The following is a 16,436-nucleotide window of genomic DNA, read 5'->3' as shown; positions in this document are numbered from 1 at the left end:
GCTAGTTTCGCGCGATGGCGATATGCGATGGCCCTGCATGGCGGTTCAGGCCTCGCCGGCCTGCGCCTCCACTCTTTGCCTTGCAATATCCACGGCTTCGGCCGGCGGTCGCCGCCCGAGCGCGCCCGCTGCCGCCAGGCTGAGCACGATGAACGGTATGCCGATGCCATAGGCCGAGCGGATGCCCCAGTGGTCCGAGACGAAGCCGAGCAGCGGCGGGCCGAGCAGGAAGGCGACGAAGGAGATCTGCGACAATGCGGCAACATTGATCGCGGCGGAGCGGTCCGTCATCTGCGCGGCCGCCGAAATCGCCAGCGGAAAGATAGCGCTGCAGCCGATGCCCATGAGCGCGAAGCCCAGCATCGAGACGAAGGGCAGGGGCGAGAAGAAGACGATGAACACGCCGGCAGCCATTATTGCCAACAACACGCGCGCCACGCCGCTCGGCGAGTGGCGGTCGACGAAGCTGTCGGCGAAGAAGCGTGTCGTCGCCTGCGAGAAGGCGAACAGCGCCACGGTGATCCCGGCAACGAAGGGCCCTGAGTCGAACACGGTGCGCATATAGATCGCCGACCAGTCCATGCTGGCGCCTTCCATCAGCATTGCCGACAGCGTCACTGCGACGAGGATGAGGATCGGCAGTGTCGGCCGGGCGAACATCGGCGCTTTGTCGCCGGACGTGACGAAGCGGGCGGGTGCCGGTTGGAAGCCGCCGAGGAACAGCGCCACCGCAACCGCCACCATCGGCACCACCAGCGCCAGATGCAGTTGCGGCGACAGGCCGAGATGCGCCAGCGCGCCGCCGAACAGTCCGGCGCCGAAGAAGCCGATGCTCCAGAACGAATGCGCCCTGTTCATGATGCGGCGCTGGAGCAGGAACTCCGTCCTGTCGGCCTCGACATTCAAAATGATCTCGATGCTGCCGATCATCAGTCCGACCGGGAGCAGCATCAGGAACAACGCCGTCGGGCCAGGCGCATGCACCGCGACGGCATAGGCGAGCGCCAGCAGCGGCACCAGCCACAGCAGCGCGCGGCGAAAGCCCACGCGCTCCAGGATCGGCGTCGCCAGCGTCAGCGCGATCAGCGTGCCGATTGGCGTTCCGATCAGGGCGAGTCCCAGCGTGCCGTCCTCGATCTTCATGGCATGCTTGATATCGGGCAGGCGCGGGAAGATGTTGCCCATGGCGAAGGAGTAGATCGCGAAACCGGCATAGACGCGGTGCTGCGGAGCGAGTTTCAGGCCAAGGGTCATCACGGCAATCCAACAAGGAGATTTTAGCGCGGGCGTCTTGGGGGGCGCCGGCGACTCCGTTTCTTGCATAAACAGGCAAAACATGCAATAACGTGCACAAATAAATGGGATCGTGCATGCTCACCGAAGAACGCCACCAACTCATTCGCGACCGGCTTGCGGCGGACGGAAAGGTGCTGGCGGGAGAGCTCGCCAGCCGTTTCGGCGTGTCGGAAGACACGGTGCGCCGCGATCTCAGGGAATTGGCGAAGGCCGGGCAGTTGCGCCGCGTCTATGGCGGCGCGGTCGCCTCTGCGCCCTTTGCCGCCGCGACGCTCAGCCAGCGCAGCCGTCATGCGGCCGAGGAAAAAACGCGGCTCGCCAGGGCGGCCGTTGGCCTGCTGAGCGCGGGGCAGTCGCTGTTCATCGACGGCGGCACGACCAATGAGGCGATCGCCAGGGCGCTTCCGCGCGATATCCAACTGACCGTCGCCACCAATTCGCTGGGCGTCGCCTCGGCTCTGGCGGATCTTCCCCTGGTCGAGCTGATCATGCTCGGCGGCCGCTATGTGCCGGATCTCGGGACTTGCGTCGGCGCCGATACGCTCGCCGCCGTGGCGCAACTCGGCGCCGATCTGTTCTTTCTGGGCTCCTGCGGGCTGGATGTCGCGCGCGGCGTCACCGCCTTCGATTCGGCCGAAGCCGAGGTGAAGCGCGCCATGGCGAAAAACAGCGCTGGTGTCGTCATTGCCGTCACCAACGACAAGCTTGCCACCGCCGCGCCCTATCGCGTGACGGGGGCGGATGCGATCCGCCATCTCGTGGTGGAAAAGAGCGCGCCTCCCGCCACCCTCGCCGCTTTCCAAAGCCAGGGTGTCCAGGTCCACTTTGCTTGAACGTCCGCGGCAGTGCGCCTGTGTGACCGCTTGCCTTGACAAAGCCGGCCTCTCATGCGCTTTTCGCGCCAATTTTCGAGCCGGGCCGATGCCCGCAATTTCCGGACTTTACCCATGACCATGCATCGTTACCGCAGCCACACCTGTGCCCAGTTGAGAAAGAGCGACGTCGGCAATTCCGTCCGCCTGTCGGGCTGGGTGCATCGCGTGCGCGACCATGGCGGCCTGCTTTTCATCGACCTGCGCGACCATTACGGCCTGACCCAGATCGTCGCCGATCCGGATTCGCCGGCCTTCAAGGTGGCCGAGACACTGCGCGGCGAATGGGTGATCCGCGTCGACGGTGAGGTCAAGGCGCGCCTGCCGGAGACCGTCAATCCGAACCTGCCGACCGGGGAGATCGAGATTTTTGCGCGCGAGATCGAAGTGCTGTCGGCCGCCAAGGAGCTGCCGCTGCCGGTGTTCGGCGAACCTGAATATCCCGAAGACATCCGCCTGAAATACCGCTTCCTCGATCTGCGACGTGAGACGCTGCACCGGAATATCGTGGCGCGCACCAAGATCATCGCCGAGATGCGCAAGCGCATGGGCGAGGTGGGTTTCACCGAATTCTCGACGCCTATTCTGACCGCATCGTCGCCGGAAGGGGCGCGCGACTTCCTGGTGCCGTCGCGCATCCATCCCGGCACCTTCTACGCGCTGCCACAGGCGCCGCAGCAGTACAAGCAGCTGATCATGGTCTCCGGCTTCGACCGCTATTTCCAGATCGCGCCCTGCTTCCGCGACGAGGATCCGCGCGCCGACCGCCTGCCGGGCGAGTTCTACCAGCTCGACCTCGAAATGAGCTTCGTCGAGCAAGACGACGTGCTCAGCACGATGGAGCCTGTCCTCCGCGCGGTCTTCGAGACGTTTGCCGCCGGCAAGCCGGTGACGCAGAAATTCCGCCGCATTCCCTATGACGAGGCTATGCGCACCTATGGCACCGACAAGCCGGACCTGCGCAATCCGATTGAGATGCAGGCCGTCTCGGATCATTTTCGCGACTCCGGCTTCAAGGTGTTCGCCAACATCCTCGCCAACGATCCGAAGGCCGAGGTGTGGGCCATTCCGGCCAAGACCGGCGGCAGCCGCGCCTTCTGCGACCGCATGAATTCCTGGGCGCAGGGCGAGGGCCAGCCGGGGCTCGGCTACATCTTCTGGCGCAAGGAAGGTGAAAAACTCGAAGGCGCCGGCCCGATCGCCAAGAACATCGGCGAAGAGCGCACCGAGGCGATCCGCCAGCAGCTCGGCCTCGCCGATGGCGATGCCACTTTCTTCGTCGCCGGCGACCCGAAGAAGTTCGTCACTTTCGCGGGCGCGGCGCGTACGCGCGCCGGCGAGGAGCTGAACCTCGTCGACCGCGAGCGCTTCGAGCTGTGCTGGATTATCGACTTCCCCTTCTATGAATGGGACGAAGAGGCGAAGGCGATCGATTTCGCCCATAACCCGTTCTCGATGCCGCAAGGAGGCATCGAAGCCCTGACGACCAAGGATCCGCTCGAAATCAAGGCGTTCCAATACGACATGGTCTGCAACGGCTTCGAGATCGCATCCGGTGGCATCCGCAACCATCTGCCGGAAACCATGGTTAAGGCTTTTGAGATTCGCGGTCTCGACCGCGCGACGGTGGAGGAGCGCTTCGGCGGCCTTTACCGCGCCTTCCAGTATGGCGCGCCGCCGCATGGCGGCATGGCGGCGGGCGTCGACCGCATCGTCATGCTGCTCGTGGGCGCCAAGAACCTGCGCGAAATCACCATGTTCCCGATGAACCAGCAGGCCTACGACCTGCTGATGAGCGCGCCTTCCGAAGCCACCCCGCAACAGCTGCGCGAGCTGTCGCTGCGCGTCGCGGTGACGAAGAAGGACTAAAGGCAGCCTAGCAACTGCCCTTTCTCCCCGTATAGAGACGGGGAGAAATGTCCGGCAGGACAATGAGGGGCAGCGCGGATGCTGGCGATTTGCACGCGGTCGTAACAGCTGGAGCCTTCTGACAGGCAGTCGGTTCAGCACCGAATTACATATTCGCAAGCGTCGGCGCTGCCCCTCATCCGCCTGCCGGCACCTTCTCCCCGTATAGAGACGGGGAGAAGGGAACTGACTTCGATCAGTCCTGGTTCGCCTTGACCTTGACGCCCAGCGTCTTCGGCAGGTCGAGCGGGTTGGACATGGCGCCGGCCATGATCAACGCGAAGGGCACCGACGACGGCGGCTCGGCCGAGATTTCCAGGCTCTTCGGGTCGTCGAGGAAGGTGTTGACGGCAGCCGACACCTCGGCCGTCAGCTCGGGATTGTTGAGCTGCGCCATGCCGAACGGCACGATCGCCTTGGCCTGGTTCGCGACGTCCTTGGCCGACATGCCCTGCTGCTTGCCGACATAGTCGAGCACCTTGCCGGTGAGCGAATCGTCCTCGAAGCGCACCGAGGCGCCGTTGAAGGAAAGCTGCTGCATCAGGCCGAGCATGGCCATCCCTTGCGCGGAGTTGTCGGCGCCTTCCGGCTGGGCGGCGAGCTTCTTCTGCATCTCCTGCATCGACTTGATGAAGTCGACCGTGTAGCCGCCAAGGTCGAAGGTCATGCCGAGCGTGCCGGCATTCTCGACCGAGACGTCATATTTCGACAGCTCCATCTTGCCGTCGCTCGGCTGCCAGGTGCCGGCCATCGCGATGTTGCCCGAGATATGCTGGTAGCCGAGCGCCTCGATGGCTTCCTTCGACTTCGGATCGTCGACCAGCGACAGGTCGGCGGTGAATTTTTCGGTGTTGGCGGTGAAGTCCATCGCCTTGCCGTCGGCCGGCGGGGTGATCTGGACGGCAAGCCCGTCCATCGCGAACGCCGTCTTGTCGCCGACCTTGACCGTCATGTTGGAGAGCTCCGCCGACTTGTACATCATCAGCGAGCCGAGCGGATCGGTGCCGCCTTCGGCGGGGACCTTCATGTCGTGGATGACCACCGGGCTGAGGTTGAGTGTCACGCCGTCCTTGCTGTGCTCGAAAGCCGAGGTCGAGACGGTGGCGATCTCATAGCCGCCATTGGCTTCGCTGACCCCTTCAAGCTTCACGTCGCCGATCGGCAGCGCTTCCTTCTCGGCCGCCGGCTTGATGGAAACGCCCTGCAGCACGGCGTTCGAATCGTCGCCGGAGACACCGGTCCAGGAAATGTCGACGCCCTGGGCGGCAAGGGCTGCCTTGATGCGCTCGGCCACCACCGGATCGGCGGCGAAGGCCGCGTTGAGCGGCAGCGTCAGCAGAAAGGTCGAAAAAGCCAGTTTCTTGAGCGTTGAGCGTTGGATTGTCATGGCGAGTTCCCTGTCCTGATTTGGCTATGATGAAATTGTTTTGAAACCTGCTCCATCACCATTCCGTGACGAACGGGACGGGAAAAAGGCATTTCCCGGCACATTTGTCGAAAATGGCGATGAAAGGCAAACGCCGGCCGGCAGCCATTGCTTGATGCGGTAAATTTGTCATGAAGGCCGCGGCCCCTTCCGCCAGCGTGTTGCATGCGAGATAGAGGCCGCGTGTAACGGATTGATGTTGGCCGGAGTCATGACGCCGCCGCGGCCTGTTGCAGGTCGGTGGCAAATTGCCGCCGCCGCCTTGGTGCTTCCGTGAAATCCTTCACACCGCCGGTGCGCGTCCACGGCCGCGACGAATCCGCCGATGTTCACGCGGCGCTTGCCGCGAATCACCCGCTCGGCTAGTCCAAATCCATGGGAAAGAGGCTTTTGCCGCCTGATGACAATGGCGGCGGCGACAAAATCGAACCGGTCGATCTGAAGGAAGCGCTCGAGCGGCGCTATCTCGCTTACGCGCTGTCGACCATCATGCACCGGGCACTGCCGGATGTGCGCGACGGACTGAAGCCGGTCCATCGCCGCATCATGCACGCCATGCGGCTGCTCCGGCTCAACCCCGATCAGGGCTTTGCCAAATGCGCCCGCATCGTCGGCGACGTGATGGGCAAGTTCCACCCGCATGGCGACCAGTCGATCTACGACGCCCTGGTGCGCCTGGCGCAGGATTTCTCGATGCGCTACCCGCTGGTCGACGGGCAGGGCAATTTCGGCAATATCGACGGCGATAACGCCGCCGCCATGCGTTACACCGAAGCGCGCATGACAGAGGTGGCGAGCGAGCTGCTTGCCGGCATCACCGAGGACGCAGTCGATTTCCGGCCGACCTACAATGAAGAGGACGAGGAGCCGTCGGTTCTCCCGGGTGCCTTTCCGAACCTGCTTGCCAACGGCTCGTCGGGTATTGCCGTCGGCATGGCCACCTCGATCCCGCCGCATAACGCGGCCGAGCTTTGCGACGCAGCACTTCACCTGATCGAGCATCCGGACGCGCCGGTGGCGAAACTGATGGATTTCGTCCAGGGTCCGGATTTCCCGACCGGCGGCATCATCGTCGACAGCCGCGCCTCGATCCTCGAAGCCTATGAAACAGGCCGCGGCGGTTTTCGCGTGCGCTCGAAATGGAATCAGGAAGACCAGGGCAGGGGCACCTGGAGCATCGTCGTCACCGAAATCCCCTACGGCGTCCAGAAGGCCAGGCTGATCGAGAAGATCGCCGAGCTGTTGATGGCGCGCAAGCTGCCGCTGCTCGAAGACATCCGCGACGAGAGTGCGGAAGACATCCGCGTCGTCCTGGTGCCGAAGAGCCGCACCGTCGATCCCGGCCTCCTGATGGAATCGCTGTTCAAGCTCACCGAGCTCGAAAGCCGCTTCCCGCTCAACATGAACGTTTTGTCGCGCGGCAAGGTGCCGAACGTCCTGTCGCTGAAGGGCGTGCTGAAGGAGTGGCTCGACCACCGCCGCGAGGTTTTGATCCGCCGCTCGAAATACCGGCTCGGCGAGATCGAGAAGCGGCTGGAAATACTCGCCGGCTATCTGATCGCCTATCTCAACATCGACGAGGTCATCCGGATCATCCGCGAGGAGGATGAGCCCAAGCAGGTGATGATGGCCCGCTGGTCGCTCACCGACAACCAGGCCGAAGCCATCCTCAACATGCGGCTGCGTGCTCTGCGCAAGCTCGAAGAGATCGAGATCCGCAAGGAATATGACGGCCTCGCCGAGGAGAAGAAGCAGATCGAGGCCCTGCTGGCGTCGTATGCCAGGCAATGGGCGACGATCAAGTGGGAAGTCACCAAGCTCCGCGACAAGTTCGGGCCTGAGACCGAGCTCGGCAAGCGTCGCACCCAGTTCGCCGATGCGCCCGAGCATGACCTCACCGACATCGCGCACGCCATGATCGAGCGCGAGCCGGTCACCGTCGTCGTCTCGGAAAAGGGCTGGCTGCGGGCAATGAAGGGTCACCTGACCGATCATTCGCTGCTCGCCTTCAAGGAAGGCGACAGCCTGAAGCTTGCCTTCCACGCCCAGACCACGGACAAGATCCTGGTCTTCACCACCGGCGGCAAGTTCTACACCATCGGCGCCGACCGGCTGCCGGGCGGGCGCGGCCATGGCGAGCCGATCCGCATCATCGTCGACATGGAGAACGATCAGGACATCGTCACCGCCTTTGTCCATGATCCCAAACGCAAGCTGCTGCTCGTCTCCTACGACGCCAACGGTTTCGTCGTTGCGGAGGAAGAGGTCGTCGCCAACACCCGCAAGGGCAAGCAGGTGATGAACGTCAAGGCGCCGGACGAGGCCAAGCGCTGCATCCCGGTGTCGGGCGACCATCTCGCCATTGTCGGCGAGAACCGCAAGATGCTGGTCTTCCCGCTGGCCGAAATCCCGGAAATGGCGCGCGGCAAGGGCGTGCGCCTGCAGAAATACAAGGATGGCGGCGTGCTGGACCTGAAGCCCTTCACCCTCGAGACGGGGCTCTCCTGGCAGGATTCGGCCGATCGCACCTTCACCAAGTCGCGCGAGGAGCTTGCCGAGTGGATCGGAGCGCGTGCCGCCGCCGGCCGCATGGTGCCGAAGGGTTTCCCCAGGACGGGCAAGTTCGGGTGAAGTTAGCTGATCTCCCCACGAGAGGGGAGATCAGTCAATCATTTGGACTATCGTCACGATTGCTGCACTATGATGGTGCATAAGCATCCATTGAATCATCGGCAGGGGAGAAACGCACGCTTGAAGCGGGCTGAGATCCAGAAACCGGGACAGCGCCTGTTCGGCCTGTCGACGCCGCTCAGGGCGGCCGTCATCCCGCCGCTGTCGGCGGCGCGCTGGCTCCTGGTGCTGATCGCCGCCGCGGGCGTCTATTTCTTCCACGGTTTCCTGTTCCCGGTGCTGGCCGCGCTCGTCATCGCCTTCGCCAGCTGGCCGCTCTACCGCCGGCTGCTCGTCGCCGTCGGTGGCAACCGCACCATCGGCGCGACCTTGGCCATACTTTTCATCCTCACCTTCCTGGTGGTGCCGATCGCGCTTGCCGGCACCTACGCCATCAACGAGCTGCGCGAGTGGGTGACCTGGGCGATCGAGACCAATCGGCACGGCGCGGTGACACCGGGTTGGATCGCCACCATGCCGGTCGTCGGCGAGTGGCTGAACGAGCAATGGACGGGCTATCTCGGCCATCCCGGCGGCATCGGCGAGTTGATCCAGCTTATCAGCGGCTCCAACATCGGCAGCATCTATCGCGGCGCCTTGGCCGCCGGCGGCAGCGCCTTCGGCCTGGTGCTGACGCTTCTGTTCATGATGATCGCGCTGTTCTTCGCCTATCGCGACGGCGAGTCTTTCGCGGCCCAGGTCGATCGCCTTGGCGAACGCATCCTGCCGACGCGCTGGGAGCGTATCTCGCGCGTCGTGCCGGCAACCATTTCCTCGACGGTCACCGGCATGACCATCATCGCCATCGGCGAGGGCCTGGTGCTCGGCATCGCCTATTGGCTCGCCGGCGTGCCGTCGCCGGTGACGCTCGGCGCGCTCACTGGCATCATGGCGCTGGTCCCGGGCGGTGCGCCGCTCTCCTTCACCCTGGTGTCGATCTACCTCGCCGCCAGCGGCAAGCTTTTCGCCGGCGTGGCCCTGTTCATCTGGGGCGCGGTCGAGCTCTTCATCGTCGACAAGACCTTGCGGCCCAAGCTCGTCGGCGGCCCGATCAAGCTGCCGTTCTTGCCGACCTTTTTCGGCCTGATCGGCGGTGTCAAGACGATGGGCTTCCTCGGCCTCTTCATCGGCCCGGTGCTGATGGCGCTGCTCGTCGCCATCTGGCGCGAATGGCTGCGCGAGGTGGACCTGGCCGATGATGCGGTTGCCGGTTCGTCGGCCGAAATCGAATCTGGCCCACAGATCGAGGTCCTGCCCGCGTCCGGCGCGACGAAGAAAGCCAGCGCCTGACCTCGATGCGAGCCGCGTTAGGGTCTGTTGAGGCTCAGTATATTTCCAAGCCAAGAAAATACCAGGCGAGTGTCCATGCTGCAGTGGCTAATAGTCCGATTGCAATGGGCAATATGAGGAAAACGATCCAAAAGAATCCGTCCAACGACGTTCGCATTTGAAAGCGCGTGTACTGCGATATGAGCGCTGAAACAGCGCCGACCGCGGCAGCGGCCGAGGTCAGGCCCAGGACGATAAACCAGGCTACGGAAATCCCGTCGATGGGGCGCGAAAAGATGGCTGGGCCCGTGCAGCAAAGCGCGAGACCGACAAGCACGAAAATCATTGCCGCAATGCGCTTCACTGAATTACGAATCCGTCGCGACCAAGTTGACCCGGAACCTTTCTCATTTGTCATTCTATCGGCAGATGATTAAGCCCGGCTTTAGGGATGCCCTTTCAAGGTCTTAGGCCGGATGATGCACCGCGAGGTCGGCGCGGCGCTTGCGGCCCTCGTGCAATTGCCACAGCGAATGGGCGACCAGCGTCACGACAAGGATCGTGCCGCCGATCAGGCTGTTGCGTGACGGTGTCTCGGCGAAGATCATCCACACCCAGACCGGCGCGAGGACCGTTTCCAAGAGATAGAACATCGCGACTTCCGCGCCCGAGATGTATTTCGGTCCGTTGGCGAGGCAGAAGAATGCGATCGGCATGACGACGCCGCCGTTCAGGATGATCCACCACGGCGCTTCGACTTGAAAGCCGCTCCTGGAGACCATGAACGCCGCCACCCCAAGAGGCAGGACCACGCCGATCAGCGCGGTAAAGCCCATGTCCTTGCCGCTGGCGCGCGAGATGGTGATGGCGCAGGCAATCAGGAAGGCCGAACACAATGCCATCAGGTCGCCGAATAAATATCCGGTGCCGACGGAATCGCTGACGATGATGGCGACGCCGACGATCATCAGCGCCATCGCGGCGAGGGTCAGCGGTCGCGGCCGCTCCTTCAGGAACAGCCACGACAGCAGCGCCGCGAAGACGGTGTTGAACGCCAGGATGAAGACCAGATCGGCTGTCGATGTATGATAGACGGCTATCATGAAGGCGACCGCGCCGAGACCGTAAATCACGGCCACGACCAGCCCCGACCAGCCGGGTATGAGCTGCGGCGCATTCTTGCTGTACAAGCGCCAGACGGCCCACATGATCAGCGCGGCCGCCAAGGTGCAGCTGGTGCGCAGCAAAAGGATGGTCCAAGCTTCGCCATCCGCGAGCCGGATCAGCGGAATATCTATGCTCAGCACCAGCCCGCCGATGGCGGTGACGAGGAGGCCTTTCTGGTGATCGGTGTGGGAAGACATGTGATCGTTCTCGAAATAAAGCGAGAGCAAGGGCCGGCGCGATTGCACACCTCTCACGCGAGGGCGAGCAAGACCGGCGTCTTCTCCCTTGAAACACTATAAGGGCAGGTTCGAGAAAACTGTTTTAGCGACTGACCGCTTCGTGGTCGTAGCGTTCCCAGCCTTTCGGGCCGAGATGCTCCTGCGGCATGAAGCGCATCTTATAATTCATCTTGCGCGAGCCGTTGACCCAGTAGCCGAGATAGACGTGGGGCAGACCCATCGCCTTGGCGCGAGCGATGTGATCGAGGATCATGAAAGTGCCGAGCGAGCGGTCCTCGAAGTCGGGATTGAAGTAGGAATAGACCATCGACAGGCCATCGGCCATCTTGTCGGTGAGTGCGACAGCTATCAGTTCGCCCTGGCCTTTGCCGGTGATGAAAGTGTCCGGGCCGCGCCGCCGGTATTCGATGATCTTGGTGTCGACATGCGTGTCTTCCACCATCATCGCATAGTCGAGCACGGTCATGTCCGACATGCCGCCACGGCGATGGCGGGCGTCGAGATAGCCGCGGAAGAGCGAGTATTGCTCGGTCGAGGGCTGCGCGTCATGCATGGCGCCGACGAGGTCGGCATTGTGCTGGGCGACGCGGCGCATGTTGCGGCTGGGGCTGAATTCTTGTGCCAGGATGCGAACCGAGACGCAGGCGCGGCATGACTCGCAGGCCGGACGGTAGGCGATGTTCTGCGAGCGCCGGAAGCCGCCTTGCGTCAGCAGATCGTTCATCTCCGGCGCCTTGTCGCCGACAAGGTGCGTGAACACCTTGCGCTCGAACTGTCCCTCCAGATAGGGGCACGGCGACGGCGCGGTCAGGAAGAACTGCGGCGACTGGGTCGGATGCTGCGTCATCTAATCTTTGAAACGCTCCTGCGAATCGCCCTACCTTTGGCCCGGTCGGCGAAAAATTCAACAGGATTGTGCGGCCGAGATGGCCTCGACCTGTTCATATTTAAGCACAGGCGGCGCGGCGGTCTGATCGACACGGCCGTGGAACGCCGTCAGATATCGGTGCGGGTGACCACCGTGCCGAGCAGCAGGTCGTGCAGCGTGCGCTTGCGGTCGGAGAACAGCGTGACCAGGAGCACCAGCGGCGTTAGGATGACGTTGCCGGCCCAGAACAGCACCGAGTGAACCACGGCGGTCATGCCGTCGATGCGGCTGCCGTCGAGCTTCTCCAGGCGGATGCCCATGATCTTCATGCCGGTCGTCGCCTGGTCGCGGCTGCCCAGCGTGTTCCAGATGTAGAGAATGGCGACCATCGGCACCAGCACCGAAAACAGCGCCCAGCCGAGGCCGAAAGTCAAAAGCCCGAGAATGGCGACCAGGATGGCGAAGGGAATGGTCAGCAGCGCGACGAAGAAATAGTCGAGCAGGAAGGCGAAGATGCGCCTTGTCCGCACGCCGCTATAGGCCCGAGTGTCCTCGAACCTGGTCGTGATGATCTCGCCGTCCAATACGCGTGCGTTCATATTCGTTCCTCGATCGCGGCATCTGCTTGAGGATGCCTGCCGCCCTTTTCAAATGGTGAGGGCGGCTCGGAATTCAAGGAAGGTGCGCGCCGGCGACCGGCGCGATATCAGAAGATGCCGGGGCAGAGCCTGTAGCGAACCCGCCCGAGATAGTCGCGATATTCCTCGGTGAACGCCAGGATACGCTCCTCGCGCAGGATGCGATGGACCTGGAACAGGGTGATGATCGCGTAGACGGTGAAATTGTAGATCGAGAAGCTCGACAGCAGGAACAGGATGTGCCCGGCCAGGTAGCCGGCATAGATCGGGTGCCGCACGAAGCGGTAGGCGCCGCCTGTGACGACGCCGCGATTGGCGGGCAGGATGGCGAAGGAGCGGCCAAGCGACATCTTGCCCCAGATCACGAGCCACAGCGCCAGGAATTGCAGCGGCGCCGCGATATAGAGCGGGATGATGGCGATTCCGTCCTGGAGCGATACGAAACCCGAGCCGAAACCGGCCGTCAGCGAGATGAATACCGTGAAAGGGCTCCAGTCGCGGACAATCGGTCGGCGCGCCAGCAGCAGCCAGGTAAAGGTCAGGACGTCGGAGATCATGAGCAGCAGGATGTTCAGCCGGCCCGGATCGATGACGAGGTGACGCGCGCCGCGATAGACGAAGACCGCGGCGACCGCCAACGCGATGAAACGAAACAGGCCTTCGCGCAGATCGGTAAGAACCGCGCTGCTCTGAAGGCCGTGCCAGAAACCGGTCTCCGCGCCAGGCAGCGCATCGCCTTTGGAAATCGCCAACTCTGCTACCCCGGTGGTCCCCTCGGCAGGGACCATTGCACGTAAGCCTTGCCGTCCAGTTAAGGATTCGCCTGCTTTCGGCTGCATTGGCGGATTCGTCTGCCGAGGGAATGGTGTTGCCTGTTGAACATGACATTCTTCCCGGTCTAGCTTGCTGCGGCGCACAAAGGGGACGGGACATGGACTACGACATGCTGGTCATTGGCAGCGGCCCTTCGGGGCGCCGCGCCGCGGTGCAATCGGCCAAGCTCGGCAAGTCGGTGCTGGTGGTCGACAGGGGGCGGCGCCTGGGCGGCGTCTCGGTGCATACCGGCACCATCCCGTCGAAGACGCTGCGTGAAACGGTGCTCAACCTCTCGGGCTGGCGCGAACGCGGCTTCTACGGGCGTGGCTACCGGGTCAAGCAGGACATTTCGATCTCAGATCTGGTCGACCGGCTGCACAAGACGCTCGACCATGAGGTCGAGGTGCTGCAGCATCAGTTCATGCGCAACATGGTGAAGAGCGCGCGCGCCGCCGTGAAGTTCCTCACGCCGAACAAGGTCAGCCTGACCGCCGACAATGGGAATTACAGCGAAGTTGGCTTCGCCAACGCGCTGATCGCCGTCGGCACCAGGCCGCACCGGCCGGCCGACGTGCCGTTCGACAAAAAGCGCGTCTTCGACAGCGACGAGATGCTGGAACTCCACCATCTGCCGCGCACGCTGACGGTGATCGGCGCCGGCGTCATCGGCGTCGAATACGCCACCATCTTTTCCGCGCTCGACGTGCCGGTGACACTGGTCGAGCCGCGCAACACCATCCTCGACTTCATCGATCGCGAGATCGTCGACGACTTCATTCACCAGATGCGCGACCGCGGCATGACCATCCGCCTCGGCAGCACGGTGAAGGAGATCGCCTCGAAACCCGACCACGCCGAAGTGACGCTGGCCGACGGTCGCACCATCCGCTCCGAGATGGTGCTCTACGCAGCCGGCCGCACAGGCAATGTCGCCAGCCTCGGCCTCGACACGGTCGGCATCGAGGCCGACGCCCGCGGCCGCATCAAGGTCGATCCGCATACCTTCCAGACCACGGTTTCAAACATCTACGCGTCCGGCGACGTCATCGGCTTCCCGAGCCTGGCTTCGACGTCGATGGAGCAGGGCCGGGTGGCGGCTTGCCACGCCTTCGGGGTCCACCTGCCGCCGCCGCCGGAGAGCTTTCCCTATGGCATCTACGCCGTGCCGGAAATTTCCACGGTCGGCCTGTCGGAAGAACAGGTGCGCGACAGCGGCGCAGCCTACGAGGTCGGCCTGGCGCGCTTCCGCGAGACCTCGCGCGGCCACATCATGGGCGTCTCAAGCGGCTTCCTGAAGCTGTTGTTCTCTGTCGAGACGCGCCGCCTGCTCGGCGCCCATATCGTCGGCGAGGGCGCTACCGAACTCATCCATATCGGCCAGGCGGTGATAAATCTCGGCGGCACGGTCGACTTCTTCGTCAACAACACCTTCAACTACCCGACGCTGGCCGAAGCCTACAAGATCGCCGGCCTGGACGCCTGGAACCGGATGGGGCAGGGGTGAGGGGTTCGGCGCTGCGGGATATAGCCAGGTTGGCCGGCTAGCCTTCCATCTGCGACAGCAGCGAAAGCATCACGTCGGCCGAAGGCATCGGCAGCACCGCCTCGATCTCGGCCGGCCGCACGCCGGCGATGGCGTCTGCATCGCCCGCCACGGTACCGAGCGGCCCGCGAAATCCGTGCTTCGACCAGGCGAGTTGCTGTAGCTTCGGGCTGGTCAGCGCTTCGAGCAGCGGATCGACCGCCGGATCGATGACGATCAGCGGATGCGCCGAATAGACCGTGGGGCGCGGATAGAGGATTTCCGGCTTGGCGCCGGCGCCGGCCTGTACGCGCTGCCAGCGCCCCGGATCGGCAAGCGCCCATTCCACCAACTGGTTCTCGTAGCCCACCACCATCGGCTCGGCGCCAAGTCCTCCGGCGATATACTGGTCGAACAGCTTGCCCGACGAGGACGATTTCAGGCCCATGCCGCGGAAGACCGACTTCGCCTCCTCGCCATGCCGGGCAAGCAGTTCCTGTGTCGCCACGTCGCCGCTCATCAGGCTGAGCACGAGCCCTGCGAACATGAAGCCGGAATTGGAGCGGTTGGGGTCGGTGGAGACGATGCGGGCGCGGCCGTAGAGTTCGGAAATGCCGAGATCCGACCAGTTCTTGCCGGCCAGGATGGCATCGAGCAGCGCCTTGAGGTCGAGCTGGTTGTAGCCGCCCTTGGCGGCGACGGTGACCAAGCCGCTCTTCTTCAAGCCTTCGACCACCGGGCCCCAGGTGTAGACGACGATCGGCGAGTTGAGCACGACCTGATCGTTGCGGATCGAGACGCCGCTCTTGCGGGCGAGATCGACCATGATCGACGAGGACGGCCACAGGAATTGCGGCTTCTGCGACAGCAGCGCCGGCTCGCGCACCATCTCGACCGAACCGGCGACACGGGCGTCGAGCTCCAGCCCGTAGCCGCCCAGCGCGCCGACCACATCGGGGTCGGCCAGGAAAGCCTGCTTCTCGCCGCCGATGAAGCCGAACAGATGCGCGCGGTTGCCAAGATAACCGCGGAACTCCGGCCGGTCCTTGAGCGTCAGATAGCCGCCCGTTCCGGCCGCGGCGGCGGCAAGCAGTCCCAGTCCGAAAGCGCGGCGAGAAAGGGCCATCAGCGACCGATATCCTCTTTCAGCGACTCCTGGATGAGTCGAAGGTCAACGTCGAGCGTGCCGAGTTCGGAGTCGGCCAGACTGTCGGAATAATGCACGAAGGCGTCCTGCAGCTTGGTGATGACCGTGCCGACATTCCCGAGCCGTTGCTGGCTCGGCGCCCGCCGGTTGGCCAGCGTCGCATAGCCTTCCGCCACTTCCGCCGCCTGCGGCACATAGTAGGTGAGGAAGCGCCGCACCGAAGGTGCGCTTTCCGGCTTGGCCTCGACCTTGGAGATCACGTCGGCGGCGATATCCGACAGGTTCTTCACCTTGGCCTTCATGTCCTTGTCGGCAATCGAGCCGGCGGCCGCAGCGAGGCGATCGGCGGCCGGCTGCGCCTGCGCCAGGAGTTCGCGGGCAAACGCGACGCGGCTGCCGCTCAGCGTGCTGAGGTCGAGCCCCTCGAACAGCGCGCGCGGCGCCAGCACGAAGATCAGCCCGGCAAAGACCAGCACCGAAATCGCCGCTGAGATCAGGAAGGGAAAATGGGTCAGCGTGCTCAGACCGATCAGCAGCGCGGCCGACACGAGGCCCGCCACGATCCAGTTCCAGTCATTGCCGAACAAGCCGCGCATCG

14 protein-coding genes are annotated in these 16,436 nt (G+C 63.7%); 5 read left to right on the top strand and 9 right to left on the bottom strand.

What is annotated here, in order from left to right:
* Positions 1-45: 45 nt before the first annotated feature.
* Complete coding sequence (locus FJW10_RS12475) at positions 46-1,254, bottom strand: MFS transporter (RefSeq protein ID WP_140900321.1); 1,209 nt, start codon at positions 1,252-1,254, stop codon at positions 46-48.
* A 116-nt stretch (positions 1,255-1,370) separates the two neighbouring features.
* Between FJW10_RS12475 and FJW10_RS12470 the strand changes: the two genes are divergently transcribed.
* Together FJW10_RS12470 and aspS are read left to right on the top strand one after the other, a co-directional pair.
* A complete protein-coding gene (locus FJW10_RS12470; protein WP_140900320.1) occupies positions 1,371-2,129 on the top strand; it encodes a DeoR/GlpR family DNA-binding transcription regulator in 759 nt (252 codons plus the stop codon).
* Positions 2,130-2,249: 120 nt separating this feature from the next.
* Entirely contained in the window at positions 2,250-4,037 is a 1,788-nt protein-coding gene (gene aspS, locus FJW10_RS12465) for an aspartate--tRNA ligase (protein WP_181177514.1), read from the top strand.
* 235 nt (positions 4,038-4,272) lie between these two features.
* Here the strand turns inward: aspS and FJW10_RS12460 are convergent, their stop codons facing one another.
* Positions 4,273-5,463, bottom strand: a complete 1,191-nt coding sequence (locus FJW10_RS12460; RefSeq protein ID WP_140900318.1) for a hypothetical protein — start codon at positions 5,461-5,463, stop codon at positions 4,273-4,275.
* Between the two features lie 414 nt (positions 5,464-5,877).
* On the opposite strand from FJW10_RS12460, the gene parC reads away from it, so the two are divergent.
* The gene (gene parC, locus FJW10_RS12455) at positions 5,878-8,133 is read left to right on the top strand and encodes a DNA topoisomerase IV subunit A (protein WP_140900317.1); all 2,256 of its coding nucleotides are present in this window, start codon (positions 5,878-5,880) and stop codon (positions 8,131-8,133) included.
* Between the two features lie 120 nt (positions 8,134-8,253).
* Positions 8,254-9,462: an AI-2E family transporter gene (locus tag FJW10_RS12450; RefSeq protein WP_140900316.1), complete on the top strand. Its 1,209-nt coding sequence runs from the start codon at positions 8,254-8,256 to the stop codon at positions 9,460-9,462.
* 34 nt (positions 9,463-9,496) lie between these two features.
* Here the strand turns inward: FJW10_RS12450 and FJW10_RS12445 are convergent, their stop codons facing one another.
* The 5 genes from FJW10_RS12445 to FJW10_RS12425 all read right to left on the bottom strand — a co-directional run bounded on the left by FJW10_RS12445 (position 9,497) and on the right by FJW10_RS12425 (position 13,105).
* The gene (locus tag FJW10_RS12445) at positions 9,497-9,805 is read right to left on the bottom strand and encodes a hypothetical protein (RefSeq protein WP_140900315.1); all 309 of its coding nucleotides are present in this window, start codon (positions 9,803-9,805) and stop codon (positions 9,497-9,499) included.
* Positions 9,806-9,908: 103 nt separating this feature from the next.
* Positions 9,909-10,805 (bottom strand): DMT family transporter, encoded by an 897-nt coding sequence (locus FJW10_RS12440; RefSeq protein WP_140900314.1) that lies wholly within the window; start codon positions 10,803-10,805, stop codon positions 9,909-9,911.
* A 124-nt stretch (positions 10,806-10,929) separates the two neighbouring features.
* Entirely contained in the window at positions 10,930-11,694 is a 765-nt protein-coding gene (locus tag FJW10_RS12435) for an arginyltransferase (protein ID WP_140835486.1), read from the bottom strand.
* Between the two features lie 149 nt (positions 11,695-11,843).
* Positions 11,844-12,314 (bottom strand): RDD family protein, encoded by a 471-nt coding sequence (locus FJW10_RS12430; RefSeq protein WP_140900313.1) that lies wholly within the window; start codon positions 12,312-12,314, stop codon positions 11,844-11,846.
* 107 nt (positions 12,315-12,421) lie between these two features.
* Positions 12,422-13,105: an isoprenylcysteine carboxylmethyltransferase family protein gene (locus FJW10_RS12425; protein WP_246674231.1), complete on the bottom strand. Its 684-nt coding sequence runs from the start codon at positions 13,103-13,105 to the stop codon at positions 12,422-12,424.
* 179 nt (positions 13,106-13,284) lie between these two features.
* Between FJW10_RS12425 and sthA the strand changes: the two genes are divergently transcribed.
* Entirely contained in the window at positions 13,285-14,673 is a 1,389-nt protein-coding gene (gene sthA, locus FJW10_RS12420) for a Si-specific NAD(P)(+) transhydrogenase (protein WP_140900311.1), read from the top strand.
* A gap of 37 nt (positions 14,674-14,710) precedes the next feature.
* On the opposite strand, the gene FJW10_RS12415 is transcribed toward sthA, so the two are convergent.
* Entirely contained in the window at positions 14,711-15,817 is a 1,107-nt protein-coding gene (locus FJW10_RS12415) for a hypothetical protein (protein ID WP_140900310.1), read from the bottom strand.
* The gene (locus tag FJW10_RS12410) at positions 15,817-16,434 is read right to left on the bottom strand and encodes a 5-bromo-4-chloroindolyl phosphate hydrolysis family protein (protein WP_140900309.1); all 618 of its coding nucleotides are present in this window, start codon (positions 16,432-16,434) and stop codon (positions 15,817-15,819) included. Before FJW10_RS12410 ends, FJW10_RS12415 begins: the two co-directional genes overlap by 1 nt.
* Between the last annotated feature and the right edge of the window lie 2 nt (positions 16,435-16,436).

Origin of the sequence: Mesorhizobium sp. B4-1-1 (assembly GCF_006439375.1) — a bacterium.
Classification (GTDB): domain Bacteria; phylum Pseudomonadota; class Alphaproteobacteria; order Rhizobiales; family Rhizobiaceae; genus Mesorhizobium.
The sequence above is the reverse complement of the archived record's forward strand: the minus strand, read 5'-3'. Positions and strand labels throughout refer to the sequence as shown.

What these genes read in the sequence shown, in the direction of transcription:
- FJW10_RS12475 (WP_140900321.1), bottom strand. Translation starts at nt 1,254, where the DNA reads ATGACCCTTGGCCTGAAACTCGCTCCGCAGCACCGCGTCTATGCCGGT.
- FJW10_RS12470 (WP_140900320.1), top strand. Translation starts at nt 1,371, where the DNA reads ATGCTCACCGAAGAACGCCACCAACTCATTCGCGACCGGCTTGCGGCG.
- aspS (WP_181177514.1), top strand. Translation starts at nt 2,250, where the DNA reads ATGCATCGTTACCGCAGCCACACCTGTGCCCAGTTGAGAAAGAGCGAC.
- FJW10_RS12460 (WP_140900318.1), bottom strand. Translation starts at nt 5,463, where the DNA reads ATGACAATCCAACGCTCAACGCTCAAGAAACTGGCTTTTTCGACCTTT.
- parC (WP_140900317.1), top strand. Translation starts at nt 5,878, where the DNA reads ATGGGAAAGAGGCTTTTGCCGCCTGATGACAATGGCGGCGGCGACAAA.
- FJW10_RS12440 (WP_140900314.1), bottom strand. Translation starts at nt 10,805, where the DNA reads ATGTCTTCCCACACCGATCACCAGAAAGGCCTCCTCGTCACCGCCATC.
- FJW10_RS12435 (WP_140835486.1), bottom strand. Translation starts at nt 11,694, where the DNA reads ATGACGCAGCATCCGACCCAGTCGCCGCAGTTCTTCCTGACCGCGCCG.
- FJW10_RS12430 (WP_140900313.1), bottom strand. Translation starts at nt 12,314, where the DNA reads ATGAACGCACGCGTATTGGACGGCGAGATCATCACGACCAGGTTCGAG.
- sthA (WP_140900311.1), top strand. Translation starts at nt 13,285, where the DNA reads ATGGACTACGACATGCTGGTCATTGGCAGCGGCCCTTCGGGGCGCCGC.
- FJW10_RS12415 (WP_140900310.1), bottom strand. Translation starts at nt 15,817, where the DNA reads ATGGCCCTTTCTCGCCGCGCTTTCGGACTGGGACTGCTTGCCGCCGCC.
- FJW10_RS12410 (WP_140900309.1), bottom strand. Translation starts at nt 16,434, where the DNA reads ATGCGCGGCTTGTTCGGCAATGACTGGAACTGGATCGTGGCGGGCCTC.